Annotated in this window: 30 protein-coding genes, 1 tRNA gene and 1 pseudogene; 1 reads left to right on the plus strand and 31 read right to left on the minus strand. The window is 63.5% G+C overall.

Annotation, left to right across the window (positions count from 1 at the left end; translation table 11 throughout):
- Positions 1-151 precede the first annotated feature (151 nt).
- From rpsK to NX782_RS03225, 26 genes are all read right to left on the minus strand, one after another.
- The gene (rpsK, locus tag NX782_RS03100) at positions 152-556 is read right to left on the minus strand and encodes a 30S ribosomal protein S11 (RefSeq protein WP_036172227.1); all 405 of its coding nucleotides are present in this window, start codon (positions 554-556) and stop codon (positions 152-154) included.
- 14 nt (positions 557-570) lie between these two features.
- Entirely contained in the window at positions 571-936 is a 366-nt protein-coding gene (gene rpsM / locus NX782_RS03105; protein WP_258844029.1) for a 30S ribosomal protein S13, read from the minus strand.
- A gap of 15 nt (positions 937-951) precedes the next feature.
- Positions 952-1065: a 50S ribosomal protein L36 gene (gene rpmJ / locus NX782_RS03110; protein ID WP_005663407.1), complete on the minus strand. Its 114-nt coding sequence runs from the start codon at positions 1063-1065 to the stop codon at positions 952-954.
- 33 nt (positions 1066-1098) lie between these two features.
- The gene (gene infA / locus NX782_RS03115; RefSeq protein ID WP_005663428.1) at positions 1099-1317 is read right to left on the minus strand and encodes a translation initiation factor IF-1; all 219 of its coding nucleotides are present in this window, start codon (positions 1315-1317) and stop codon (positions 1099-1101) included.
- Between the two features lie 33 nt (positions 1318-1350).
- Positions 1351-2685 (minus strand): preprotein translocase subunit SecY, encoded by a 1335-nt coding sequence (gene secY / locus NX782_RS03120; protein WP_258844030.1) that lies wholly within the window; start codon positions 2683-2685, stop codon positions 1351-1353.
- Between the two features lie 29 nt (positions 2686-2714).
- Positions 2715-3146, minus strand: a complete 432-nt coding sequence (gene rplO, locus NX782_RS03125; protein WP_258844031.1) for a 50S ribosomal protein L15 — start codon at positions 3144-3146, stop codon at positions 2715-2717.
- Positions 3147-3173: 27 nt separating this feature from the next.
- Complete coding sequence (rpmD, locus tag NX782_RS03130; RefSeq protein WP_230023643.1) at positions 3174-3353, minus strand: 50S ribosomal protein L30; 180 nt, start codon at positions 3351-3353, stop codon at positions 3174-3176.
- 11 nt (positions 3354-3364) lie between these two features.
- Positions 3365-3883 carry a 30S ribosomal protein S5 gene (gene rpsE / locus NX782_RS03135; protein WP_036172216.1) on the minus strand — a complete coding sequence of 173 codons (519 nt, stop codon included), beginning with the start codon at positions 3881-3883 and terminating at the stop codon, positions 3365-3367.
- Between the two features lie 12 nt (positions 3884-3895).
- Positions 3896-4258, minus strand: a complete 363-nt coding sequence (gene rplR, locus NX782_RS03140) for a 50S ribosomal protein L18 (protein WP_230023636.1) — start codon at positions 4256-4258, stop codon at positions 3896-3898.
- A gap of 11 nt (positions 4259-4269) precedes the next feature.
- Positions 4270-4803: a 50S ribosomal protein L6 gene (gene rplF, locus NX782_RS03145; RefSeq protein WP_258844032.1), complete on the minus strand. Its 534-nt coding sequence runs from the start codon at positions 4801-4803 to the stop codon at positions 4270-4272.
- Positions 4804-4813: 10 nt separating this feature from the next.
- Positions 4814-5209: a 30S ribosomal protein S8 gene (gene rpsH / locus NX782_RS03150; protein WP_258844033.1), complete on the minus strand. Its 396-nt coding sequence runs from the start codon at positions 5207-5209 to the stop codon at positions 4814-4816.
- A 14-nt stretch (positions 5210-5223) separates the two neighbouring features.
- Complete coding sequence (gene rpsN, locus NX782_RS03155) at positions 5224-5529, minus strand: 30S ribosomal protein S14 (protein WP_036240351.1); 306 nt, start codon at positions 5527-5529, stop codon at positions 5224-5226.
- 4 nt (positions 5530-5533) lie between these two features.
- On the minus strand, positions 5534-6073 hold the full coding sequence (gene rplE / locus NX782_RS03160; RefSeq protein ID WP_091663828.1) for a 50S ribosomal protein L5: 540 nt from the start codon (positions 6071-6073) through the stop codon (positions 5534-5536).
- Between the two features lie 6 nt (positions 6074-6079).
- The gene (rplX, locus tag NX782_RS03165; protein WP_036240348.1) at positions 6080-6394 is read right to left on the minus strand and encodes a 50S ribosomal protein L24; all 315 of its coding nucleotides are present in this window, start codon (positions 6392-6394) and stop codon (positions 6080-6082) included.
- A gap of 10 nt (positions 6395-6404) precedes the next feature.
- Positions 6405-6773: a 50S ribosomal protein L14 gene (gene rplN / locus NX782_RS03170; RefSeq protein WP_056126494.1), complete on the minus strand. Its 369-nt coding sequence runs from the start codon at positions 6771-6773 to the stop codon at positions 6405-6407.
- A 232-nt stretch (positions 6774-7005) separates the two neighbouring features.
- The gene (rpsQ, locus tag NX782_RS03175) at positions 7006-7278 is read right to left on the minus strand and encodes a 30S ribosomal protein S17 (RefSeq protein ID WP_258844034.1); all 273 of its coding nucleotides are present in this window, start codon (positions 7276-7278) and stop codon (positions 7006-7008) included.
- Positions 7275-7466: a 50S ribosomal protein L29 gene (gene rpmC / locus NX782_RS03180; protein WP_258844035.1), complete on the minus strand. Its 192-nt coding sequence runs from the start codon at positions 7464-7466 to the stop codon at positions 7275-7277. Before rpmC ends, rpsQ begins: the two co-directional genes overlap by 4 nt.
- 12 nt (positions 7467-7478) lie before the next feature.
- Positions 7479-7898 carry a 50S ribosomal protein L16 gene (gene rplP, locus NX782_RS03185; RefSeq protein WP_005663456.1) on the minus strand — a complete coding sequence of 140 codons (420 nt, stop codon included), beginning with the start codon at positions 7896-7898 and terminating at the stop codon, positions 7479-7481.
- Positions 7899-7900: 2 nt separating this feature from the next.
- Positions 7901-8695, minus strand: coding sequence for a 30S ribosomal protein S3 (rpsC, locus tag NX782_RS03190; protein WP_258844036.1), 795 nt, complete (start codon positions 8693-8695; stop codon positions 7901-7903).
- A gap of 11 nt (positions 8696-8706) precedes the next feature.
- Positions 8707-9039 (minus strand): 50S ribosomal protein L22, encoded by a 333-nt coding sequence (gene rplV / locus NX782_RS03195; RefSeq protein WP_171085678.1) that lies wholly within the window; start codon positions 9037-9039, stop codon positions 8707-8709.
- Positions 9036-9311 (minus strand): 30S ribosomal protein S19, encoded by a 276-nt coding sequence (gene rpsS / locus NX782_RS03200; RefSeq protein WP_078034747.1) that lies wholly within the window; start codon positions 9309-9311, stop codon positions 9036-9038. Before rpsS ends, rplV begins: the two co-directional genes overlap by 4 nt.
- A gap of 9 nt (positions 9312-9320) precedes the next feature.
- A complete protein-coding gene (gene rplB, locus NX782_RS03205; protein ID WP_047826123.1) occupies positions 9321-10151 on the minus strand; it encodes a 50S ribosomal protein L2 in 831 nt (276 codons plus the stop codon).
- Positions 10151-10468, minus strand: coding sequence for a 50S ribosomal protein L23 (gene rplW, locus NX782_RS03210; RefSeq protein WP_230023578.1), 318 nt, complete (start codon positions 10466-10468; stop codon positions 10151-10153). Before rplW ends, rplB begins: the two co-directional genes overlap by 1 nt.
- Positions 10465-11085 carry a 50S ribosomal protein L4 gene (rplD, locus tag NX782_RS03215; protein WP_258844037.1) on the minus strand — a complete coding sequence of 207 codons (621 nt, stop codon included), beginning with the start codon at positions 11083-11085 and terminating at the stop codon, positions 10465-10467. The genes rplW and rplD overlap by 4 nt, the downstream gene beginning before the upstream one ends.
- A gap of 2 nt (positions 11086-11087) precedes the next feature.
- Positions 11088-11744, minus strand: coding sequence for a 50S ribosomal protein L3 (rplC, locus tag NX782_RS03220; protein WP_258844038.1), 657 nt, complete (start codon positions 11742-11744; stop codon positions 11088-11090).
- Between the two features lie 264 nt (positions 11745-12008).
- Positions 12009-12085: transfer RNA gene (locus tag NX782_RS03225), tRNA-Val, on the minus strand.
- A gap of 159 nt (positions 12086-12244) precedes the next feature.
- On the opposite strand from NX782_RS03225, the gene NX782_RS03230 reads away from it, so the two are divergent.
- Positions 12245-13351 carry a mechanosensitive ion channel family protein gene (locus NX782_RS03230; RefSeq protein WP_258844039.1) on the plus strand — a complete coding sequence of 369 codons (1107 nt, stop codon included), beginning with the start codon at positions 12245-12247 and terminating at the stop codon, positions 13349-13351.
- Between the two features lies 1 nt (position 13352).
- On the opposite strand, the gene NX782_RS03235 is transcribed toward NX782_RS03230, so the two are convergent.
- The 5 genes and pseudogenes from NX782_RS03235 to NX782_RS03255 all read right to left on the minus strand — a co-directional run.
- A complete protein-coding gene (locus NX782_RS03235; RefSeq protein WP_258844040.1) occupies positions 13353-15227 on the minus strand; it encodes a glycoside hydrolase family 127 protein in 1875 nt (624 codons plus the stop codon).
- Positions 15224-17377 (minus strand): formylglycine-generating enzyme family protein, encoded by a 2154-nt coding sequence (locus NX782_RS03240; RefSeq protein ID WP_258844041.1) that lies wholly within the window; start codon positions 17375-17377, stop codon positions 15224-15226. The genes NX782_RS03235 and NX782_RS03240 overlap by 4 nt, the downstream gene beginning before the upstream one ends.
- Before the next feature lie 13 nt (positions 17378-17390).
- Entirely contained in the window at positions 17391-19796 is a 2406-nt protein-coding gene (locus NX782_RS03245; RefSeq protein WP_258844042.1) for a sodium:solute symporter, read from the minus strand.
- Positions 19797-19818: 22 nt separating this feature from the next.
- Entirely contained in the window at positions 19819-21042 is a 1224-nt protein-coding gene (locus tag NX782_RS03250) for a CaiB/BaiF CoA transferase family protein (RefSeq protein WP_258844056.1), read from the minus strand.
- Between the two features lie 102 nt (positions 21043-21144).
- Positions 21145-21972, minus strand: a pseudogene (locus tag NX782_RS03255) (HpcH/HpaI aldolase/citrate lyase family protein); the annotation flags it as partial.
- Positions 21973-21988: the final 16 nt, after the last annotated feature.

The following is a 21988-nucleotide window of genomic DNA, read 5'->3' on the forward strand; positions in this document are numbered from 1 at the left end:
GACCGGACGTGGCTTACAAAACCCTGGACGCGAACGTCCAAGGCGACAATAGCCGGGCAGTATAACCCATTTCTGGGCTCACTGCACCGGCGATCATTTGACGATGATCTCGTCGTGTATCTACAACAAGCGGGCGAACCCGCAAGCTGATTTAGATACGACGGCGCTTCGGCGGACGGCAGCCGTTGTGCGGCACCGGCGTCACGTCCTGGATCTCGGTGATCTTGATACCCAGGTTGTTCAGCGCGCGCACAGCCGATTCACGGCCAGGGCCCGGGCCCTTGATGCGCACTTCCAGGTTCTTCACGCCATATTCCTGAGCGACCTTGCCGGCTGCTTCAGCTGCGACCTGCGCCGCAAACGGGGTCGATTTACGCGAACCCTTGAAGCCAGCACCGCCGGAAGTTGCCCACGACAGAGCATTGCCCTGACGGTCGGTGATCGTGATGATGGTGTTGTTGAACGATGCGTGGACGTGTGCGATGCCTTCGGCGACGTTCTTTTTGACTTTCTTACGGATGCGAGCTGCAGCCGCAGAGCTTTGTTGCTTAGCCATGGTCGGTTCCTAGATTATTTCTTCAGCGATTGAGCGGCTTTGCGCGGGCCCTTGCGGGTACGAGCATTGGTACGGGTGCGCTGACCGCGGACCGGCAGGCCCTTACGGTGACGCATGCCGCGGTAGCAGCCCAGGTCCATCAGACGCTTGATGTTCATGGACAGTTCGCGACGCAGATCGCCTTCGACCACGAACTTGCCAACCTGCTCACGCAGCTTTTCCAGTTCGGTGTCGTCCAGGTCCTTGACCTTCTTGTTGGTAGCAACGCCGGTCGCAGCGCAGATCTGCTGCGAACGGGTACGGCCGATGCCGTAGATCGCCGTCAGGCCGATGACGGTGTGCTGATGATTGGGTACGTTGACCCCTGCAATACGTGCCATTCGATATTCCTCGTATTAACCTTGACGCTGCTTGTGACGCGGCTCGACGCAGATCACACGGACCACGCCCTTACGCTTGATGATCTTGCAGTTGCGGCAGATCCGCTTGACTGAAGCGTTAACTTTCATTTTTGCACTCTCTTATCAATTCGAAATCAGTTTTTACTTGGTGCGGAACACGATGCGGGCCCGGGACAAGTCGTAAGGGGTCAATTCTACCGTTACCTTGTCGCCAGGTAAAATGCGGATGTAGTTCATGCGCATTTTCCCCGAGATATGTCCCAACACCACGTGCCCGTTTTCCAGCTTCACGCGAAAGGTCGCGTTTGGGAGATTCTCGAGAATCTCCCCTTGCATTTGGATGACGTCGTCTTTTGCCATTCGGTATGCTCACTCCTGGGTATCGACCGCCGCTCAACGCGACGGGATACCGCCCTTGAAATTCGCCTTGCGCAGCAGCGATTCATATTGCTGCGACATGACGTAGTTCTGCACTTGTGCCATGAAGTCCATGGTCACCACCACCACGATCAGCAGTGAGGTGCCGCCGAAATACACTGGAACTTTCCAGTACGACGTCATGAACTCCGGAAGCAGGCACACCAGGGTGATGTAGACCGCACCGGCCAGGGTCAGGCGCATCAGGATCTTGTCGATGTAGCGCGCAGTCTGCTCGCCCGGACGGATGCCCGGAACAAACGCGCCGCTCTTCTTCAAGTTGTCCGCCGTTTCCTTGCTGTTGAATACCAGCGCCGTATAGAAGAAGCAGAAGAACACGATCGCCACCGCATACAGCAACGCATGGATCGGCTGACCCGAGCCCAACGACGCTGCGAGGTCCTTCAGGAACCCGATGAAGGGGCTGTTGGAGTCCTTGCCGCGCGTGAACCAGTCAACGATCGTGGCCGGGAACAGGATGATCGACGAAGCGAAGATAGGCGGAATCACACCGGCCATGTTCAGCTTCAGCGGCAGGTGGCTGGTTTGGCCACCGTAGATCTTGTTACCGACCTGGCGTTTCGCGTAATTCACCAGGATCTTGCGCTGGCCGCGTTCTACGAACACGACCGCGTAGGTCACCAGGGCCACCAGGATCACGATGAAGATTGCGGAAATGCTGCTGATCGAACCTTGCGACACCAGGGTGAACAGATTACCCAGTGCGCTCGGCAGACCGGCTGCGATACCGGCAAAAATGATGATCGAGATACCGTTGCCAAGACCACGTTCCGTGATCTGCTCACCCAGCCACATGAGGAACATGGTGCCGGTCAGCAGGGTCACGACAGTCACAAGGCGGAAAGCCATGCCCGGATCGAGCACGAGGCCTTGCTGGGATTCCAGCGCGACCGCGATGCCGAACGCCTGGAACAGAGCCAGTGCAACCGTGAAATACCGGGTGTACTGGGTGATCTTGCGGCGGCCGGCTTCGCCCTCCTTCTTCAGTGCCTCCAACTGCGGCGAGACGATCGATGCCAGCTGCATGATGATCGAAGCCGAAATATAAGGCGTGATACCGAGAGCGAACACGGCAAAGCGGGACAAGGCGCCGCCCGAGAACATGTTGAACATGCCAAGGATGCCGCCTTCGTTCTGCTTGAACAGCTGGGCCATGGCGACCGGGTCAATCCCGGGGACCGGGATGTGAGCTCCGATGCGGTACACGACCAATGCCCCAAGCAGGAACCACAACCGGCCCCAGGGGAAACCGGATGCGGCACTTTTACCAAGTTGTGAATTAGTCGCCAATTTTTGCTCCGATCAGGCAGCGGTCGCTGTTAGGCGACCGAACCGCCAGCTGCTTCGATCGCTGCTTTCGCGCCAGCGGATGCCTTGATGCCCTTCAGGTTCACCGCTTTGGTGATTTCGCCCGACAGGATCACGCGCACGTCGCGAGCCACGACCGGCAGCACGCCGGCTTGCTTGAGCACCAGGATGTCGACATCGCCGACGGCCAGGTTGTTCAGGTCCGACAGACGGACTTCAGCCTTGAACGTAGCGTTCAGGGACTTGAAGCCGCGCTTCGGCAGACGGCGCTGCAGAGGCATCTGACCGCCTTCGAAGCCGACTTTGTGGAAGCCGCCCGAACGCGATTTCTGACCTTTGTGACCGCGGCCGGCAGTCTTGCCCAGGCCCGAGCCGATACCGCGACCGACGCGACGCTTAGCGTGCTTGGCGCCGTCAGCAGGTTGAATGGTATTGAGTTGCATTGTTTTCTCCGTTAACCAAGCCGCGGCTTAGTCGACAATTTTCACGAGGTAGTTGACCTTGTTGATCATGCCGCGGACCGACGGGGTGTCCTGCAGCTCGGAAACCGAGTTGACACGACGCAGACCCAGACCACGCACGGTGGCGCGGTGATCCTGACGGGTACCGATCAGGCCTTTGACCAGCTTGACTTTGATGGTGTTTGCCATGGTAATTCCCCTTAACCCAGGATTTCTTCGACCGACTTGCCGCGCTTGGCAGCGATGTCAGCCGGGGTGCTCATCTTCGCCAGACCGTCGAGGGTCGCACGAACCAGGTTGTACGGGTTCGACGAACCGGTCGACTTGGCGACCACGTCAGTCACGCCCATCACCTCGAAGATTGCGCGCATTGCGCCGCCGGCGATGACGCCGGTACCCGGCTTGGCCGGCGACATCAGAACGCGCGACGCGCCGTGGCGGCCGGTAACGGTGTGCTGCAGGGTACCGTTCTTGAGGGGCACCTTGATCAGGTTGCGGCGGGCTTCTTCCATTGCCTTTTGCACGCCGACCGGAACTTCCTTCGACTTGCCTTTACCCATGCCGATGCGGCCATCGCCGTCACCGACAACGGTCAGCGCTGCAAAACCCATGATACGACCACCCTTGACCACTTTGGTCACGCGGTTGATCGCGATCATTTTCTCGCGCATGCCATCATCCGGCTTGTCGCTTGCCATTTTCGCTTGCATTTTTGCCATGACGATTCTTCCTTAGAACTTCAGACCGGCTTCGCGCGCGGCTTCTGCCAGCGCCTTCACACGGCCGTGGTAACGGAAACCCGAACGGTCGAATGCGACTTCGGTGATCCCTGCTTTCAGTGCTTTTTCTGCGACGCGCTTGCCAACCAGTGCGGCTGCAGCAGCGTTACCGCCGGCACCCGACTTGCCGCCCAGCTCGGCGCGTACTTCTGCTTCCAGCGTCGAAGCCGAAACCAGGACCTTCGCATCCGGGCTGATCAGGTTCGCATAGATGTGCAGGTTGGTGCGGTGAATCGACAGGCGATTCACGCCCAGCTGCGCGATCTTGATGCGGGTTTGGCGTCCACGACGCAGACGCGATTGTTTCTTGTCCATGTCAGCTCCGATTATTTCTTCTTGGTTTCTTTAAGCTTCACCACTTCGTCCGCATAACGGACACCCTTGCCCTTGTACGGCTCAGGCGAGCGGTAAGCGCGCACTTCTGCGGCAACCTGGCCGACCTTTTGACGATCGATACCCTTGATCAGGATTTCGGTCGGGGTCGGGGTTGCTGCGGTGACGCCTTCCGGCATCGCGTGCAGAACCGGGTGCGAGAAGCCCAGCGACAGGTTCAGAGCGTTGCCCTGGACAGCTGCCTTGTAGCCCACGCCGACCAGGGTCAGGCGCTTTTCGAAACCCTTGGTGACACCAGTCACCATGTTGTTTACCAGTGCACGCAGGGTGCCCGACATGGCGTTCGATTCGCGGGAATCGTCGATCACGTCGAAGGTCAGCGTGCCGTTGTTGTTTTCCACTTTGACCAGACCGTTCAGCGGCTGGGTCAGGGTGCCCAGCGGGCCCTTGACAGTGATCGACGACGCGTTGATCGCGACGTCGGCGCCGGCCGGAACGGCGATCGGCATCTTAGCTACTCGAGACATCGTGTACTCCTTAAGCCACGTAGCAAATCACTTCGCCACCGACACCGGTTGCGCGTGCTTTGCGGTCGGTCATCACACCCTTCGGGGTCGAGACGATTGCCACGCCCAGGCCGTTCATGACCTGCGGGATTTCATCCTTGCCCTTGTAGATGCGCAGGCCAGGACGGGACACGCGCTCGAGGCGCTCGATAACCGGACGGCCAACGTAATACTTCAAACCGATGTTCAGTTCCGACTTGCCACCTTCGGTGGACACGGCGAAATCTTCGATGTAACCCTCGTCCTTCAGGACGTTGGCGATCGCAACTTTCACTTTCGACGACGGCATCGACACGTTGGTCTTTTGCACGCCTTGTGCGTTGCGGATGCGGGTCAGCATATCGGCGATAGGATCGCTCATACTCATTGCTTATTCTCCTATTACCAGCTAGCTTTGGTCATACCCGGGATTTCGCCTTTCATGGCGAATTCGCGGAGTTTGGTACGGGCCAGACCGAATTTACGGAAAGTGCCACGCGGACGGCCGGTCATGGCGCAGCGGTTACGCTGGCGGGTCGGGGCCGAGTTACGCGGCAGGGCCTGCAGTTTCAGGCGGGCTTCGTAACGCTCTTCTTCGGTCTTCGACTGGTCGTCGATGATTGCTTTCAGAGCGGCACGCTTTGCGGCGAATTTCTCCACCAGGTCTGCACGCTTCTGTTCGCGGTTGATCAGTGCAAGTTTTGCCATGCTCTTAGTTCCTGAACGGGAATTTGAAGGCGGCGAGCAGCGCTTTGGCTTCTTCGTCGGTCTTAGCGGTGGTGGTGATCGAGATGTTCATGCCACGCAGCGCATCGATCTTGTCGTAATCGATTTCCGGGAAGATGATCTGCTCTTTGACGCCGATGTTGTAGTTACCACGACCGTCGAACGACTTGCCGCTGACGCCACGGAAGTCACGCACGCGCGGCAGAGCCACGGTGATGAAACGATCCAGGAATTCGTACATGCGGGCGCCGCGCAGGGTCACCATGGTACCGATCGGGTAGCCTTCGCGGATCTTGAAACCTGCGATTGCCTTGCGAGCCTTGGTCACGACCGGCTTCTGGCCGGCGATCTTGGTCAGGTCGCCAGTGGCGTGCTCGATGACCTTCTTGTCGGCGACAGCTTCCGACAGACCCATGTTCAGGGTGATCTTGGTCAGGCGCGGCACTTCCATCACCGATTTGTAACCGAATTTCTCGGTCAGCTCGGCGACGACTTTGTCTTTATACAGTTGTTGGAGACGGGCCATTTCTCATTACCCTTTCACTACTTCGCCGTTCGACTTGAAGACGCGGACTTTTTTGCCATCCACTTCTTTGAAGCCAACGCGATCAGCCTTGCCGGTCGCTGCATTGAACAGCGCGACGTTCGACACGTGAATCGGCATGGTCTTGTCGACGATACCACCAGTTACGCCGGTCATCGGGTTCGGCTTGACGGCCTTCTTGGCCACGTTCACGCCTTCAACGATGACGTGCTCAGCATCTACACGCTGCTGAACGACACCGCGCTTGCCTTTGTCTTTACCGGCCAGAACGATGACTTCGTCGTTTTTACGAATCTTATCCATTGCGACTCCCTTACAGAACTTCAGGTGCCAGGGACACGATCTTCATGAACTTTTCGGTGCGCAGTTCGCGGGTCACCGGTCCAAAGATGCGGGTACCGATCGGCTCCAGCTTGCTGTTCAGCAGGACAGCGGCATTGCCGTCGAACTTCACCAGGGAGCCGTCTTGGCGGCGCACACCTTTAGCGGTACGCACGACCACGGCATTGTAGATTTCACCTTTCTTGACGCGGCCGCGCGGAGCAGCCTGCTTCACGGTGACCTTGATCACGTCGCCAATGCTGGCGTAACGGCGCTTGGAGCCGCCCAATACCTTGATGCACAGTACTTCTTTGGCACCGGTATTGTCGGCCACTTCGAGCCGGCTTTCGGTTTGAATCATGATATTTTCTTTCCCAACTTAAGCCGTAGAAAACCCCACGGATAACCGTAGGCCTGCGGTCAGTCTTGGTCCCGCCGCCCTGCCCCTGCTGGGACATGACGATTGGGTGATTGGACTTTCCAATGTACTTCATTGCAGGCCGCAGACATCGCGGGGACAACTGCGGCAACACATGAACGAAGCCCGCTAGTATCGCAGATACCAGCGGGCGTCGCAAGACAAATTTTAAGGCTTAGAGAACCTGTGCGACTTGCACAACACGGGTCAGCGTCCACGCCTTCGTCTTCGAGATCGGGCGACCTTCCTGGATCTCGACCGTGTCGCCGGTCTTGGCCTGGTTGGTCTCGTCGTGCGCGTGGTACTTGTTCGAGCGCACGATGATCTTGCCGTACAGCGGGTGCTTGACGTGACGCTCGACCAGCACGGTTACCGTCTTGTCCATTTTGTCGGACACGACCTTGCCGACCAGCGTACGCTTCAGCGCCGTTTTAGTGGTGTCGTTCATTTGGCTTCCTTCTGGTTCATCACGGTTTTGACGCGGGCGATATCGCGGCGCACCTTCTTGAGCTGGGCGGTGTTGCTCAGCTGCTGCGTTGCGATTTGCATGCGCAGGCCGAACTGTGCCTTCAGCAGCTCATTCAGCTCTTGCTGCAGAGCTGCCTGGTCTTTGCCGCGGAGTTCCGTTGCTTTCATTCTTAACTCCTGTTATTGGCCGACTTGGCGCACCACGAAAGTGGTTGCCAGCGGCAGTTTGGCAGCGGCCAGGCGGAATGCTTCGCGCGCCAGTTCTTCTGCGACGCCGTCCATCTCATACAGGACCTTGCCCGGCTGGATTTCAGCGACGTAGTACTCAGGGTTACCCTTACCGTTACCCATACGGACTTCAGCCGGCTTGTTCGAGATCGGCTTGTCCGGGAAGATACGGATCCAGATACGGCCGCCACGTTTGATGTGACGGGTCATGGCACGACGTGCCGCTTCGATCTGGCGGGCCGTGATACGACCACGGGCAACGGCCTTCAGGCCGAACTCACCGAACGACACAGCGGTGCCGCGGGTGTGCGAAATGCCGGTGTTACGGCCTTTCTGCTCTTTACGATACTTTCTGCGGGATGGCTGCAGCATGCTTATTCTCCTGCTTTCTCAGCAGCCGGCTTGGCAGCGCGGCGGCCTGCTGGTGCGGTACCTGGCTTGGCGCCCGGACGGCCACGGCCTGCCGGTTTGCCATCGTCACGACGCGGACCGCGCGGCTTCTTCTCGTCGGCCGGCACGTCGATCACCGGAGCTTCGCCGGTCGGCGAACGGTCACCCTTGTAGACCCAGACCTTGACACCGATGATGCCGTAGGTGGTCGAGGCTTCGCTGGTGCCGTAGTCGATATCGGCGCGCAGGGTGTGCAGCGGCACACGGCCTTCGCGGTACCATTCGGTACGTGCGATTTCGATGCCGTTCAGACGGCCCGACGACATGATCTTGATGCCGACAGCGCCCAGACGCATGGCGTTCTGCATCGCGCGCTTCATGGCGCGACGGAACATGATGCGCTTTTCGAGCTGCTGAGCGATCGAGTCAGCGATCAGCTGCGAGTCGATTTCCGGCTTGCGGATCTCTTCGATATTGACGTGCACCGGCACGCCCATGATCTTGGTCAGCGACGACTTCAGAACTTCGATGTCTTCGCCTTTCTTGCCGATCACGACGCCAGGACGCGACGAGTAGATCGTGAAGCGGGCGTTCTTGGCCGGACGCTCGATGACGATGCGGCCGACAGAAGCGTTCTTCAGCTTCTTTTTCAGGAAAGCACGGGCTTCCAGGTCTTCCTTCAGCATGTCGGCGAAGTTGCCGTTGCCAGCGTACCAGCGCGAGGCCCAGTTACGGGTCACCGACAGGCGGAAGCCGGTCGGGTGGATTTTCTGTCCCATCGTGTGACTCCTTAGTTACCGACAGTCACGTAGATGTGACAGGATTGTTTCGAAATGCGATCACCGCGGCCTTTGGCACGTGCCGTAAAGCGCTTCAGGATCGGACCCTTTTCGACGTAGATCTGAACGACCTTCAGTTCGTCGATGTCGGCACCATCGTTGTGCTCGGCGTTCGCAATTGCGGACTCCAGCACTTTCTTGATGATGGTGGCGCCTTTCTTCGGGCTGAACTGCAGGATGTTCAGCGCGGCGTCGACCTTCTTGCCACGGATCAGGTCCGCAACCAGGCGGCCCTTCTGCTCCGACAGGCGCACGCCTTTGAGGATAGCTTTAGTTTCCATTATTTCTTCGCCTTCTTGTCAGCGGCATGGCCCTTGAACGTACGGGTCAGGGCGAATTCGCCCAGCTTGTGACCCACCATGTTCTCGGACACATACACCGGCACGTGCACCTTGCCGTTGTGGACGGCGATGGTCAGACCGATGAAGTCCGGAGTGATCGTCGAGCGGCGCGACCAGGTTTTGACTGGCTTCTTGTCTTTGGTCGCTTGCGCGGCTTCGACTTTTTTCACCAGGTGGGCGTCGATGAACGGCCCTTTTTTCAATGAACGAGTCATGTTTTATCCTTATTTCTTGCCGCGACGCGAGACGATCATCGACGAAGTGCGCTTGTTCGAACGCGTCTTCTTGCCCTTGGTCTGCTGGCCCCATGGCGACACCGGATGACGACCGGCTGCCGTACGACCTTCACCACCACCGTGCGGGTGGTCGATCGGGTTCATGACGACACCGCGGACGGTCGGGCGGACACCGCGCCAACGCATCGCACCGGCTTTACCGATCTTGCGCAGGCTGTGTTCGGCGTTGCCGACTTCACCCACGGTGGCGCGGCACTCGATGTGCACGCGACGCACTTCACCCGAGCGCAGGCGAACCTGAGCGTAGGTACCTTCACGGGCCATCAGCACGACAGCGGCGCCGGCGGTGCGGGCCATCTGTGCGCCTTTACCCGGCAGCATTTCGACGCAGTGCATCACGGTACCAACCGGGATGTTGCGGATCGGCAGGCAGTTACCGGCCTTGATCGGTGCTTCCGAACCGTTCATCAGCGTGTCGCCGACAGCAACGCCCTTCGGGGCGATGATGTAAGCGCGGGCGCCGTCGGCGTAGCACAGCAGGGCGATGTGGGCGGTACGGTTCGGGTCGTATTCGATACGCTCGACCTTGGCCGGGATGCCGTCCTTGCTGTTACGCTTGAAGTCCACGACACGGTAGTGGTGCTTGTGACCACCGCCGATGTGACGGGTCGTGATGTGACCGTTGTTGTTACGGCCAGCAGTCTTCGATTTCTTCTCAACCAGGGCTGCGAACGGACGACCTTTGTACAGGTCGCTGTTCACAACCTTCACCATGCCGCGGCGGCCTGGGGAGGTTGGCTTCATCTTAACGAGTGCCATTATTTAGCCTCCTCGACAAAATTGATTTCCTGACCCGGCTTCAGGGCCACGAAAGCACGCTTGGTGTGGTTGCGACGACCGACGAAACGACCCGAACGCTTTTGCTTGCCTTCGCGGTTCACGGTCTGCACCGACTCGACTTCCACCTTGAACAGCAGTTCGACGGCGGCTTTGATTTCCGGCTTGGTCGCGTCCGGCAGAACCTTGAACACGATCTGTTCGTTCTTTTCAGCGACGAAGGTCGCCTTTTCGGAAATGACCGGAGCCAGCAGCACCTTCATCAGGCGCTCTTCGCTGAATTTGATTGCGGCGCTCATGCGTACATCTCCTCGATCTTGGCCAGAGCAGCTTTGGTGACCAGGACTTTCTTGTAGAACACCAGCGACATCGGGTCAGCGTGCTTCGGCTCGACAACCAGCACGTTCGGCAGGTTGCGCGATGCCAGCAGCAGGTTTTCGTCGATGGTGTCGGTGATCACCAGGACCGATTCCAGACCCATGCCTTGCAGCTTTTGCGACAGCAGCTTGGTCTTCGGGGCTTCGATGGTCAGGTTCTCGACGACGTTCAGACGCTCTTCGCGGGCCAGCTGCGACAGGATCGAGCACATACCGGCGCGATACATCTTCTTGTTGACCTTGTGCGAGAAGTTCTCGTCAGGCGAGTTCGGGAAGATGCGACCACCACCACGCCACAGCGGCGAGGACGACATACCGGCACGAGCACGGCCCGTACCTTTTTGACGCCACGGCTTCTTGGTGGTGTGGCTGACTTCTTCACGATCCTTCTGCTTGCGGTTACCCGAGCGCGCGTTGGCGGCGTAGGCGACCACGATCTGGTGGATCAGGGCTTCGTTGTAATCGCGACCGAACACGGTGTCGGCTGCGTTGGCTGCGCCAGCGGCTTGGCCTTGCTCATTCAGGAGCTTCAGTTCCATGCTTATGCTCCCTTCTTGGCTTTGACTTTGACGGCCGGCTTGACAACCACTTGACCGTTCTTGGCGCCAGGAACGGCACCCTTCACCAGCAGCAGTTGACGATCGGCGTCGATACGTGCGATTTCCAGGTTCTGGGTGGTGACAGTGACATCACCCATGTGACCGGTCATGCGCTTACCAGGGAACACGCGACCCGGATCCTGTGCCATACCGATGGAACCCGGAACGTTGTGCGAACGCGAGTTACCGTGGGTAGCACGACCCGACGAGAAGTTGTAACGCTTGATGGTACCGGCGTAGCCCTTACCGATCGAGGTGCCTTGCACGTCGATTTTCTGGCCCACTTCGAACATCGAGACATTGACTGCGTCGCCAGCTTTGAAACCAGCGGCTTGAGCGGCGTCGATGCGGAATTCCTTCAGCAGCGTACCGGCTTCGACACCAGCTTTGGCGTAGTGACCCGCACTGGCCTTGTTCACGCGGGAAGCGCGACGTTGACCGAATACGACCTGAACAGCGGAGTAACCGTCAGTTTCAGGAGTTTTGACTTGCGCAACACGGTTGTTGGACACGTCCAGCACGGTGACAGGGATCGAATCGCCGTCATCCGTGAAGATACGCATCATGCCAACCTTGCGACCGAGAAGGCCCAGGCTCATTTTTTCTCCATTCCCACCTACGATTGGGCGGGGCTAATTGAACTACAAAAACGCATGGGCAAAAAAAGACTAGCCCATACCGAAGCCGGCTAGTATAGCGCGCGCTGCGGATAGGCGCAACAGGAGAATGCGAGAGCTGACGCGATCTGTTGCGTTTTACGCTGATGTATGGAGAAGGAAGGAATCCGTTCTGGCGAACGGCACAGAAAAGGCAGTGCTTCGCCTTTTCTCTGCAGGCTCGAGGCCTGCGCTATGGAGGAATTCTGGTGGGCGGTGCAGGATTCGAACCTGCGACCCCTTGGATGTCGACCAAGTATTCTAACCAGCTGAACTAACCGCCCGGGGAGGCCGCATTATAAGGGCCTCGTTCAGGAAAGTGCAATACCCATCTGCAAAATCTTTTATGCGCCTTGCATGACGGTCCGCCAGTGCTCAGGCGTGCACGCCGGACTGAGCGCTTACAATGGCGCCGGAGCTCGCAACGAATCGAAAGGACAAGGATGGACGCCGTCTTCCTGAACAATACTGTACTGACCTGGCTGACCGCACTCGGCGTGGCGCTCGGCACGATGCTGGCGCTGCACCTGGTCAAGAAGGTGCTGGTGCACCGCCTCGGCATCCTCGCCGAGCGCACCGAGACCCGGCTCGACGACGTCGCCGTGGCCGCCCTCAAGGCGACCAAGCGCACGGTAATCCTGGTCATGGGCCTGTACGCCGGCAGCACCATATTGGCGCTGCCGCCGGCGGCGGACCTGTTCACCACCCGCGCCGCCATCGTGACCGGCCTGATCCAGGCGGCGATCTGGGGCAACACCGCCCTGCGCGCCTGGCTCACCGATTACTACGGCACGGTCGATCCGGCGCGCGCCACCTCGGCGGCGGCAGTCGGCTTCATCGCGCGCATGGTGCTGTGGGCGGTGATCCTCCTGATGATCCTGGATAACCTCGGCGTCAACATCACGACCCTGGTGGCCTCGCTCGGCATCGGCGGCATCGCCGTGGCACTGGCGGTACAGAACATCCTCGGCGACCTGTTCGCTTCGCTGTCGATCGTGCTCGACAAGCCCTTCGTGGTGGGTGACTTCGTGATCGTCGACAAATTCCTGGGCACCGTCGAGTACGTGGGCCTGAAAACCACCCGCCTGCGCAGCCTGGGCGGCGAGCAGCTGGTGTTCTCGAACGCCGACCTGCTCAAGAGCCGGCTGCAGAACATGACGCGCATGAGCAGGCGACGCGTGGTGTTCGGCTTCGGCGTTCCCTACGGTACCCCGACCGCCACGCTGCGCGCAATCCCGCCGCTGCTGACCGAACTGGTCAAGGCGCGCGAGCAAACCACCTTCGACCGCGCCCATTTCAGCGGCGTCGGCCCGGCAGCCTACAACTTCGAGGTGGTGTACTGGGTCGAGTCGCCGGACTACCTGGTGTTCATGGACATCCAACAAGAGATCTGGCTGCAACTGCTCGACCGCCTGGCGGAGCTGGACGTACCTCTGGCCTTCCCGACCCAGACCCTGCACGTGCACGACGCGCGCGATCTGGCGGCCGGCGGCAAGGATGCGGCGGCGGCCGAAAAAGGACCGGCACCGCTGCCGCCGCTGCCGGCTTGAGTCAGGCGCCCTGCTCCGGCGGGGCCAGCTGCATCCAGGTCAGGCGCCAGGTGCCGTCGCGCCGCCCGCCGGCCTCGAAATACGGCAGGAAGGTCAGCGGCGCGCGGTAGCCCAGGTTCAGGCGGATCGCCGGCCCGTCACAGCCTTCCGGCGCCGGCAGCAGCTCCAGCACTGCCGCCGGGTTGGCCGGCAGGCGCAGTGTTTCCTCGGTCTTGAAGCCATCGATCAGGCCGGTGGCGTAGACCAGCGGGCCGCGCGTGATCGCCGCGTAGTCGTAGCGCATCACCTGCTGCGCCACCGGCGAGCCGTCCGGCGCCAGCGATTCCTGGGTGTTCTGGCTGACCTGGCGATGCAGGGTCGGCAGCATCGGCAGCTCGAGCGTGACGACGTCGCCGTCCTGCCAGCTGCGGCGGATGCGCAGCCAGTCGCCGGCGGTGGCGCCGCCGATGCGCTCGCCATTCACTGTCGCCTGCGCCTCCGCGGCCCAGGACGGCATCCGCAGCGCCAGCGTGAACTGCGCCGGCGCCGTCAAACCCAGCACGATCCGCACCGCGCCCTGGAATGGGTAGGCGGTTTCCTGGCGCAAGACCACCGGACCGGCCGCCGGCAGTTCCAGTGTCGCCTCGCCGGGGCTGTACAGGTTCAGCGCGATCTCGTCCGCGCCGCGCACCGACCAGGCCGCGCCCGGCAACTCTTCCAGCGCCATCGCCCCGCTCGACTTGCAGCAGCGCCAGTAGGTCGTGTAGACCCGCTTGCCGTTCGGGTAAATGTAATAACACCAGTCCTCGCCGTTCGGCGCCTGCGCGCCGAGCAGGTCGTTGTAAGCGGCGCGTTCGATCTCTTCGGCGTACTGCGCGTCGCCGGTAATCGCCAGCAGCTCGCGGTTCAGCTGGATCCAGGAGAAGGTCGAGCAAGTCTCGATGTAGCCGTAGGGGCTGAAGGCGCCGCGGTGGTTGAACACTTCGCGCGAACGGTGCGCCACCCCGCCCCAGGGCCCGCCGCCCAGGCTCAGGTGATAGGTGCGGATGCTGGTCCAGACCTTGCGCACGGCCTCCAGCAGCTCTGGTTCGCCGGTGGCGCGGTACAGCTTGGCCACACCCACCATGTTCCAGCACAGCTGATAGGCCTTGCCGGTCGCGATCTCGGCGGCGTCGGTGCCGGCCAGCGCCTGCGGCAGCAGGTTCAGCTCGGCGCGCGCGTTGGCTTGCGCCAGCACGCGGCGCGCCAGCGCCAGGTAGCGTTCGTCGCCGGTCGCCAGGTACAGCTCGGCCGCCGGATCGAGCAGGATCGTGGCCGACATGCCGAAGTGGTTGCCGAGCGTGGTGACGTCGATGCCGCCCGTGGTCAGCGCCTGCAGGCACAGGTCGCCGATACGCCGCGCGCAGGTCAGGTAGCGCTCTTCGCCCAGCCAGCGCCAGGCTTCCAGCATGCCGAGGATCAGGTAGCTGTGGGTCCAGATGTCCCAGGTGCGCTTGGCCGGCGCGCCATCCCAGCTGCGCGCTGCCGGCGGCTGCGGAATCGTGAAGCGGCGCTCGGGCGCGTAGGTGCCGAGGTAGCCGCTGTCTTCCTGCTGGGCCACCAGGAAGTCGGCCACGCCGCGCACCTGCCCGGCGAAGCCGGCGTCGCCGCTGCGGCTGGCGGCGCGCGCCGCCGCGTACAGCCACTTGCCGGCGTGCTCGCCATACCAGTCGCCTTCGTGGTTGTGGCATTTGTGGGCCGCGCCGAACAGCGCGATCGCCGGGCTGCCGCCGTCGACGATGAAGTGCGACAGGCGGCCGGACAGGTTGGCCGCCAGGGCCGCACCCAGCAGGCCATGCAGGCGCACGCGCGACGGCGCCGGGAAGCCGGCGGCGGCGTTCATCGGGCCGGCGCTCATGCGGCGTCGACCACGCAGCGGAAGCCCAGCAGCGCGGAGCGGTCCTTGCATGGCGCCATCAGGAGGTATTTGCCGTGCTGGTCGAGCCGGCGCGCCTGCGGGAAGTACCAGTGCGAGGTCTGCGGCTCGTAAGAGCTGCCGCCGCGCAGGCAGGCCGCGCGGGTGTGCTCGTCCACGTACTCGTCGGTCCACTGCCAGACGTTGCCGACCATGTCCATCACGCCGAAGGGGCTGGCGCCGGCCGGGTGGGCGTCGACGTCGCTCGGCGGCGGCAGTTCGCGGCCCTTGTTGATGGCCGGCGCGGCGTCAATCTGCCATTCGTTCCCCCACGGGTACAGGCGGCCGTCCTGGCCCTGCGCCGCATACTGCCATTCCCACTCGTGCGGCAGGCGCTTGCCGGCCCAGGCGGCGTAGGCGCGCGCGTCTTCGAGGCTGACCCAGGTGACCGGCTTGTTTTCCCAGCCGGCGCGCGGCGCGCCCTGCTCCCAGTCGCGCAGGAAGTTGTGGTCGTCCGCCGGCCAATAGCCGCTGGCGTCCAGGAAGCGCTTGAACTCGGCGTTGGTGACCGGATAGCGGTCGATGTGGAAGGGCGCGATCGTCATGCGGCGGCGGTGCGCGCGCCGCGCCGTGCTCTCCCACGGGTACTGGAAGTCCATGCCGGCCCAGGTATAGCCCTCGACCTCGATGCCGGTCACCTCGAAATTGAAGACCCCGCCCGGGATCGCGACCATGCCTTCCGGTGCCTCGGCCGCCGGCCGGGTCGGCGCGATCTCGACCAGCTGCTGCGGCAGCGGGGTCCAGGCCGCGGAATACGATTGCAGCGGCTGGGCGGCAAAGCCGCGCATGGTCGCCAGCACCTGGTCCAGGCCCTCGCAGTGCGCGCCTTCGTCGATGCCCAGCACCGCGCCGAAGCCGCGCTTTTCGATCGTGAAGTCGAAGATCGCGGTGGCGCCGTCCTCGCCCTCCTCGACCAGCGGCTCGAGCGGCACGCCATGCCACAGGTCGTAGTAGCGGCGGCCAGGCGCGTGGTCGACCGCCAGCTGCTCGCCGCCCACTTCGTACTCGTTGCGGTTCACCACCGTCCACAGCGTCGTGCCGTCGGCCGGGAACATGCTGGCGAAGACGTTCTGCTGCAGCGCCATCGCATACGGCTGCCAGTCGGGGCTGACCGCCTGGCGGTGGAAGGTGCGCAGGATGGTGGCCAGGCGGCGCAGCGCCTCGCCGTCGCGCGCGGTGAAGCCGTTCCAGATGCCCCACACGTTTTCCCAGCTGGTGTAGCCGATCCCGTTGAAGAACATGTAGTGGAAATCGTCGGTACGGTCGCGGCACCAGCGGTTCTCGATGTTGACCATGTGGCGCGACTCCAGCCACTTCACCTTGCTGACGGCGGGGATGATCTCGGTCGAGGCCTTGCCCCAGGTCTGGTTGTTCCACTGCAGCAGCTCGTCGGCGGTGAGCGAGCCTTCCGGCTGCAGCACCAGCGGCAGGCCGGCGGCGTCGGCGGCGTCGCGGAAGGCGCGCGGCACGCCGTTGTAGGTATCGCCGTTGACGCCGTCGGCGCCGGCCGCCAGCGCCAGGCCGGTCACCGCATCCCAGTCGGCCTGCTGCTGGTCGTGGGTGCCGTTATCCCAGGGCATGGTGGGCAGGAACACCTTCACGCCGCGGCGCTGGAAGTCCTGCACCGCCGTCTTCAAGCCTTCCAGGCCGCCCGGCATGTCGTGGGCGAGCTGGGTCTGGTTGCGGTTGTCGATGCCGATGTTCGGGTAGATGTACCAGATCAGCACCGAGTCGATGCCGCCGTAGCGCCGTTCCAGGTCGTCGAGGTAGCGATCGACCGTGTAGGTGCGCGCCACCGGGTCGTAGAAGTAGCGGTCCTCGACCATCATCTGCGTGTGCACGAAGTTCTTCTGCGCCCACTGCATGTCCGGACGGCGGTACTGGGCGTCGCTGTAGCCCATGCGGATCTTGTGCTCGGTGCGCCAGATCGACAGCTGCTCGCGCCAGCTCGCGGCGTAGTTGTTGACGTCGATCTTCCACTTGCCGATGGTGAGGAAGGGCCAGTCGGGCGACTTGCCCGGCAGCGGCAGGTGGGCCGGGATCGTGTGCGGCAGCGGGGTGTCGTAGTACTTCGGCTCTTTGGCTTTGGTCATGGCTTGAAGATGATTACTTGTCTGCGTAGATGGTGAGGCCGGCCAGCGACTGCTTCGGCGCCGGGAACAGCCAGCTGGCGAGATAGCCGATCGCGATGCACAGCATGATCGAAATCGGCAGGTAGAAATACGGGTGGACCAGCTTGACCGACCAGGCATAGGTGGTCAGGCAGGTGCTGCCGGCGATGCCGAGCGCCACGCCCTGCCAGTTGGCGCGGCGGGTGAACATGCCGAGCGTGTAGGCGCCGGCAAAGCCGCCGCCGAGCAGGCCGGCCAGCTCGATCGAGACGTCGAACAGCGAATGCGAATTGAAGCGCGACAGCCACAGCGCCGAGCCGATGCCGATCAGGCCCGTGACCACGGTGGCGACTTCGGCGAACAGCACGCTCTTCTTCGGGCTCGGGTTCTTCACCAGCTTTTCGTAGAAGTCGACCGAGGCCAGGGTGGCGACGCTGTTCATGATGCCGGACAGGGTCGCCATCGCCGCCGCCAGGATGCCGGCGATGATCAGGCCAGTGATGCCGGTCGGCAGCTCGGCGGCGATGAACAGCGGGAAGGTGGCATCCACCGACAGGCCCGGATTCATGCGCTCGGGATGGCTTTTATAGAACGCGAACAGCGCGGTGCCGATCGTGTAGAAGATGAAGCCGCCCGGGATCGAGATCGCGGCGAAGGTGATGATCGAGCGCGTCGCTTCCGGCGCCGACCTGGTCGACAGCGCGCGCTGCATCAGCACCTGGTCCTTCGGGAAGGTCAGCACGACGTCGAAGATGACCAGGAAGATGAAGCCCCAGACGGTCGGCTGGGTCAGGTCCCAGCTGAAGTCGAACAGGCGGGTCTTGTTCTCGGCCATCGCGGTCTGCACGAATTCGCCCATGCCGCCGTCCAGCTTCCAGATGATGAAGCCGATCGCGAACAGCGCGCCGCCCATCTTGACGATCAGCTGCACGAAGTCGGTCCAGACCACCGCCTTCATCCCGCCCATCGCGGTGTACACGATGGTGAAGCCGCCCATCAGCAGGATGCTCCAGGTGACGTCGATGCCGGTGATGGTGGCGATCGCCAGCGAGGGCAGCAGCAGGATCACGCTCATGCGGCTGCCGATCTGCACCAGGATGCAGATCAGGCTGGCCAGCATGCGGATCGCCGGGTGGAAGCGGATCTCGAGGTAGTGGAACACCGACATCAGATTCAGGCGGCGCAGCAGCGGCACGATCGCCACCGCCACGAAGCCGAGCGCGATCACGGCGATCAGGTTGTTGGTCATGTACTGCCAGTTGGTCTCGAAAGCCTTGGCCGGAATCGCGATATAGCTGATCGAGCTGGTATTCGCGGCGTACAGGCTGATGCCGGCGGCCCAGAACGGGATCGAGCGCCCGCCCACGAAGAAGTCGGCGGTCGAGTTGCGCTTTTCGCGCGCATAGTAATACCAGCCGATGCCCAGCATGCCGACCAGGTAGGCGACGATCATGAACCAGTCGAGCGGCTTCAGGAGACGCTTGTCGGCGCTGAGCTCGCCGTAGGTGTAGTCGGCCTGGCCGGCGGTCTGCCACAGCAGGCCCTGGCCCCAGCCGGCGGCCAGTGCGGGCGCGGCGGCGGCCACCCTGCCCTGGCGCGCCCAGGCGTCGGTGATGATGTGGTAGGACCACAGCTCGGCCGAGCCATCCGCCATCTTCAGCATGTACAGCAGGTGCGCCTGGCCGGTGGCGCGTGCTCCGCCATCGACCACGCGGCCAGGGGCCGGCTTCAGCTCGCGCCAGCCGTTCTTCGCGTGCCAGGCGAGCAGGCGGTCGCCCTTGCCGGCGGCATCGGCGAAGGTCGCCACCACGCGCGAATTCTGCGCGCTCAGGGAGCTCAGCGTGCCGACAGTGCCGGGCCAGGCCGGCAGCGCGGTCCAGCCGGCGCCGCGCGCCTTCAGGTCCAGTGCCAGCAGCTGCAGGCGGCCATCGGCGCCGCTGCCGGCCACGTACAGTTTGTCGCCGAGGACGGCGGCATGCGCTGCGGCGAGCGGCTGCGGCAGCGCCGGCAGTGCCTCGCTGCGCAGCTGGGCGCCGTCCAGCGCCAGGCGCTGCGGCGGCGCGCCATCGCCCGCCAGCAGGATCGCTTCGCCGGCGCCGGTGGCGGCGCTGGCGGCGATCGCCGTCGGCACGCGCCAGCCGGACGGGCGCTGCCAGTCCGCGCGGTCGGTGTCAAGCAGCCAGCCGGTGCCGCCGTCCAGCGCCAGCAGACGCTCGCCAAGTGCCACCAGGCGCACCGGCCGGGCGCCGGCGTCGGCAGCCTCGGCGGGCAGCGCCGGCAGGGTTTCGGTGTGCAGCGCCACCAGGTTGTCGGCGCGCGCGGCGCCGCACAGCAGCGCCAGCATCAGCGCGGCCCATAAGCCCAGCAGTGCGCGCCAGCCGCGCATCGGGAATCCATTCATCGTCGTCACTTCGCTTGTCTGCTTACAGGAGCACGCCGAGCGCGCGCAGGCGCTCGATCTGGTCGGGCGTATAGCCATGCGCAGCCAGCACTTCGGCCGAATGCTGGCCGAAGGCGGGTGCACCAAAGGGTTGCGGTGCCGGCGCGCCGCCGAAGCGCACCGCCTCGGCAAAGCCGCGGTAGCTGCCCAGCGCCGGGTGCTCGAACGAGGCGACCATGTTCTCGGCGCGCACCTGCGGATGCGCGAACATGTCCTCGACCGTGCGCGCGGCGGCGCAGGGCACGTCGGCGCCGAACACCTGTTCCCACTCCAGCGCGCTGCGCTGCGCCAGGGCTGCGCGCAGGCGCGGCACCAGTACCGCCGCGTGCTCGGCACGCTTGCGCACGCTGTCGTAGCGTTCGTCGTTCGCCAGCTCGGGCAGGCCGGCGCGCTCGCACAGGGTGCGCCAGAGCTCGGGCAGGCCGGCGCGCTCGCACAGGGTGCGCCAGAAATGCGGGGTGTTGGCGGACAGGTAGAGGTAGCCCTCCTTCGCCGGATGGATGCCGGTCACGCCGCCGGAGCGCATGTCGCGTCCGACCTCGCGCGGCTCGCCGTCGGCCCAGACCATGCGCGCGGACTGCATCGCCAGCGCGCTGCGCAGCAGCGAGACGCCGACGTAGCGGCCCTGACCGGTGCGCGCACGCTCGAACAGCGCCGCCGACACGCCGCTGGCCAGCAGCGACGCCGCATAGTAGTCGACCACCGAGCCGTAGACGATCGCCGGCGGCCCCTCGGCCGGGCCTTGCAGGGCGCAGATGCCGGTGAAGGTCTGCAGCACCTGGTCGTAGCCGGCGTTGTCCTTCATCGGCCCGCTGTCGCCGTAGCCGGTGACGGCGCAATACACCAGGCCCGGACGGCGCGCGCGCAGCTGCTCGTAGCCGATCCCGAGCCGCTCCGGCACGCCGGGCCGGAAGTTATGCACCAGCACGTCCGCGCCGTCGATCAGCGTCAGAAGCACGTCCAGGCCGTCCTTCTGCTTCAGGTCGAGGGCGATGCCGCGCTTGCTGCGGTTCACGCCGAGGAAGGCGCGGCTTTCGGCGGCCAGCGTGGACGGGTATTTGCGCAGGTTGTCGCCGGCCGGCGGCTCGACCTTGATCACTTCCGCACCCATGTCGGCCAGCAGCGTGCAGCCGTAAGGGCCGGCGATGTAAGCCGACAGGTCGAGCACGCGCACGCCGGCCAGCGGCAGCGCGGCGGCGTCCGGCAGCGGCGTGGCGGCGGGTGCGCTGGCGGCTTCGTCGGCGGGTGCCGAGGCAGCGGGTGCTGAGGCGCCGGCAGGCGCGCCCTGCTCCGCTGCCGCCGCCAGCACCGCTTCCGCGCGCCGGATAAAGGGCAGGTCGACCATCTTGCCGTCGACCGCGAACGCGGCCAGTCCCTGCGCGCGCGCCGCCTGCGCGGCTTCCACCACGCGGCGCGCATGCGCCAGTTCCTGTTCGTCCGGCCCGAAGGCCTGGTTGGCCAGCGCCACCTGGCTCGGGTGGATGCAGCTCTTGCCCCAGAAGCCGAGCCGGCGCGCCATGCCCGCCTCGGCCAGGTAGCCGTCGCTGTCGCGGATGTCGGGGAAGGCGCCGTCATAGGCGAACACGCCCGCCTCGGCCGCCGCCATACGCAGCCGGAACATCGCCGCATGCACATTGGCCGGTTCGCGCCGCGCCACGCCATGGGCCTCGAACAGGTCGGCGAAGCCGAGCTGCAGGCCGGCCACGCGCGGGTCGGCGGCGCCGATCTCATGCGCCAGGCGCAACCCTTGCGGCGACTCGATGTTGGCCAGGATGCGGATCGGGCGCGTCACGCCGTTGAGCTCCTCGGCGCGCGCCAGCGCCGCGCAGCAGGCCAGCACGTCCTGCGCCGATTCGGCCTTGGGCAGGTTCAGCAGCGCCAGCGCGCCCTGCGCCACCGCCTGCACGTCGGCCTCGAAGTACGGCGTATCGAGGCCATTGACGCGCACGATGATCAGCTTGGTGCTGGCCAGCGCTTCGGGCGAGCGCAGGAAGGCGGCGACGTTGGCGCGCGCCTCCTCCTTGCGCTCGGGCGCGACGGCGTCTTCGAGGTCGATCGAAATGGCATCGGCCTGGCCCTGCAGCGCTTTGGTAAACAACTCGGGGCGCGATCCCGGCACAAACAGTTTGCTGCGCATGCTCTTTCCTGGTTGG

Source organism: Massilia norwichensis (genome assembly GCF_024753245.1).
GTDB lineage: Bacteria > Pseudomonadota > Gammaproteobacteria > Burkholderiales > Burkholderiaceae_D > Telluria > Telluria norwichensis.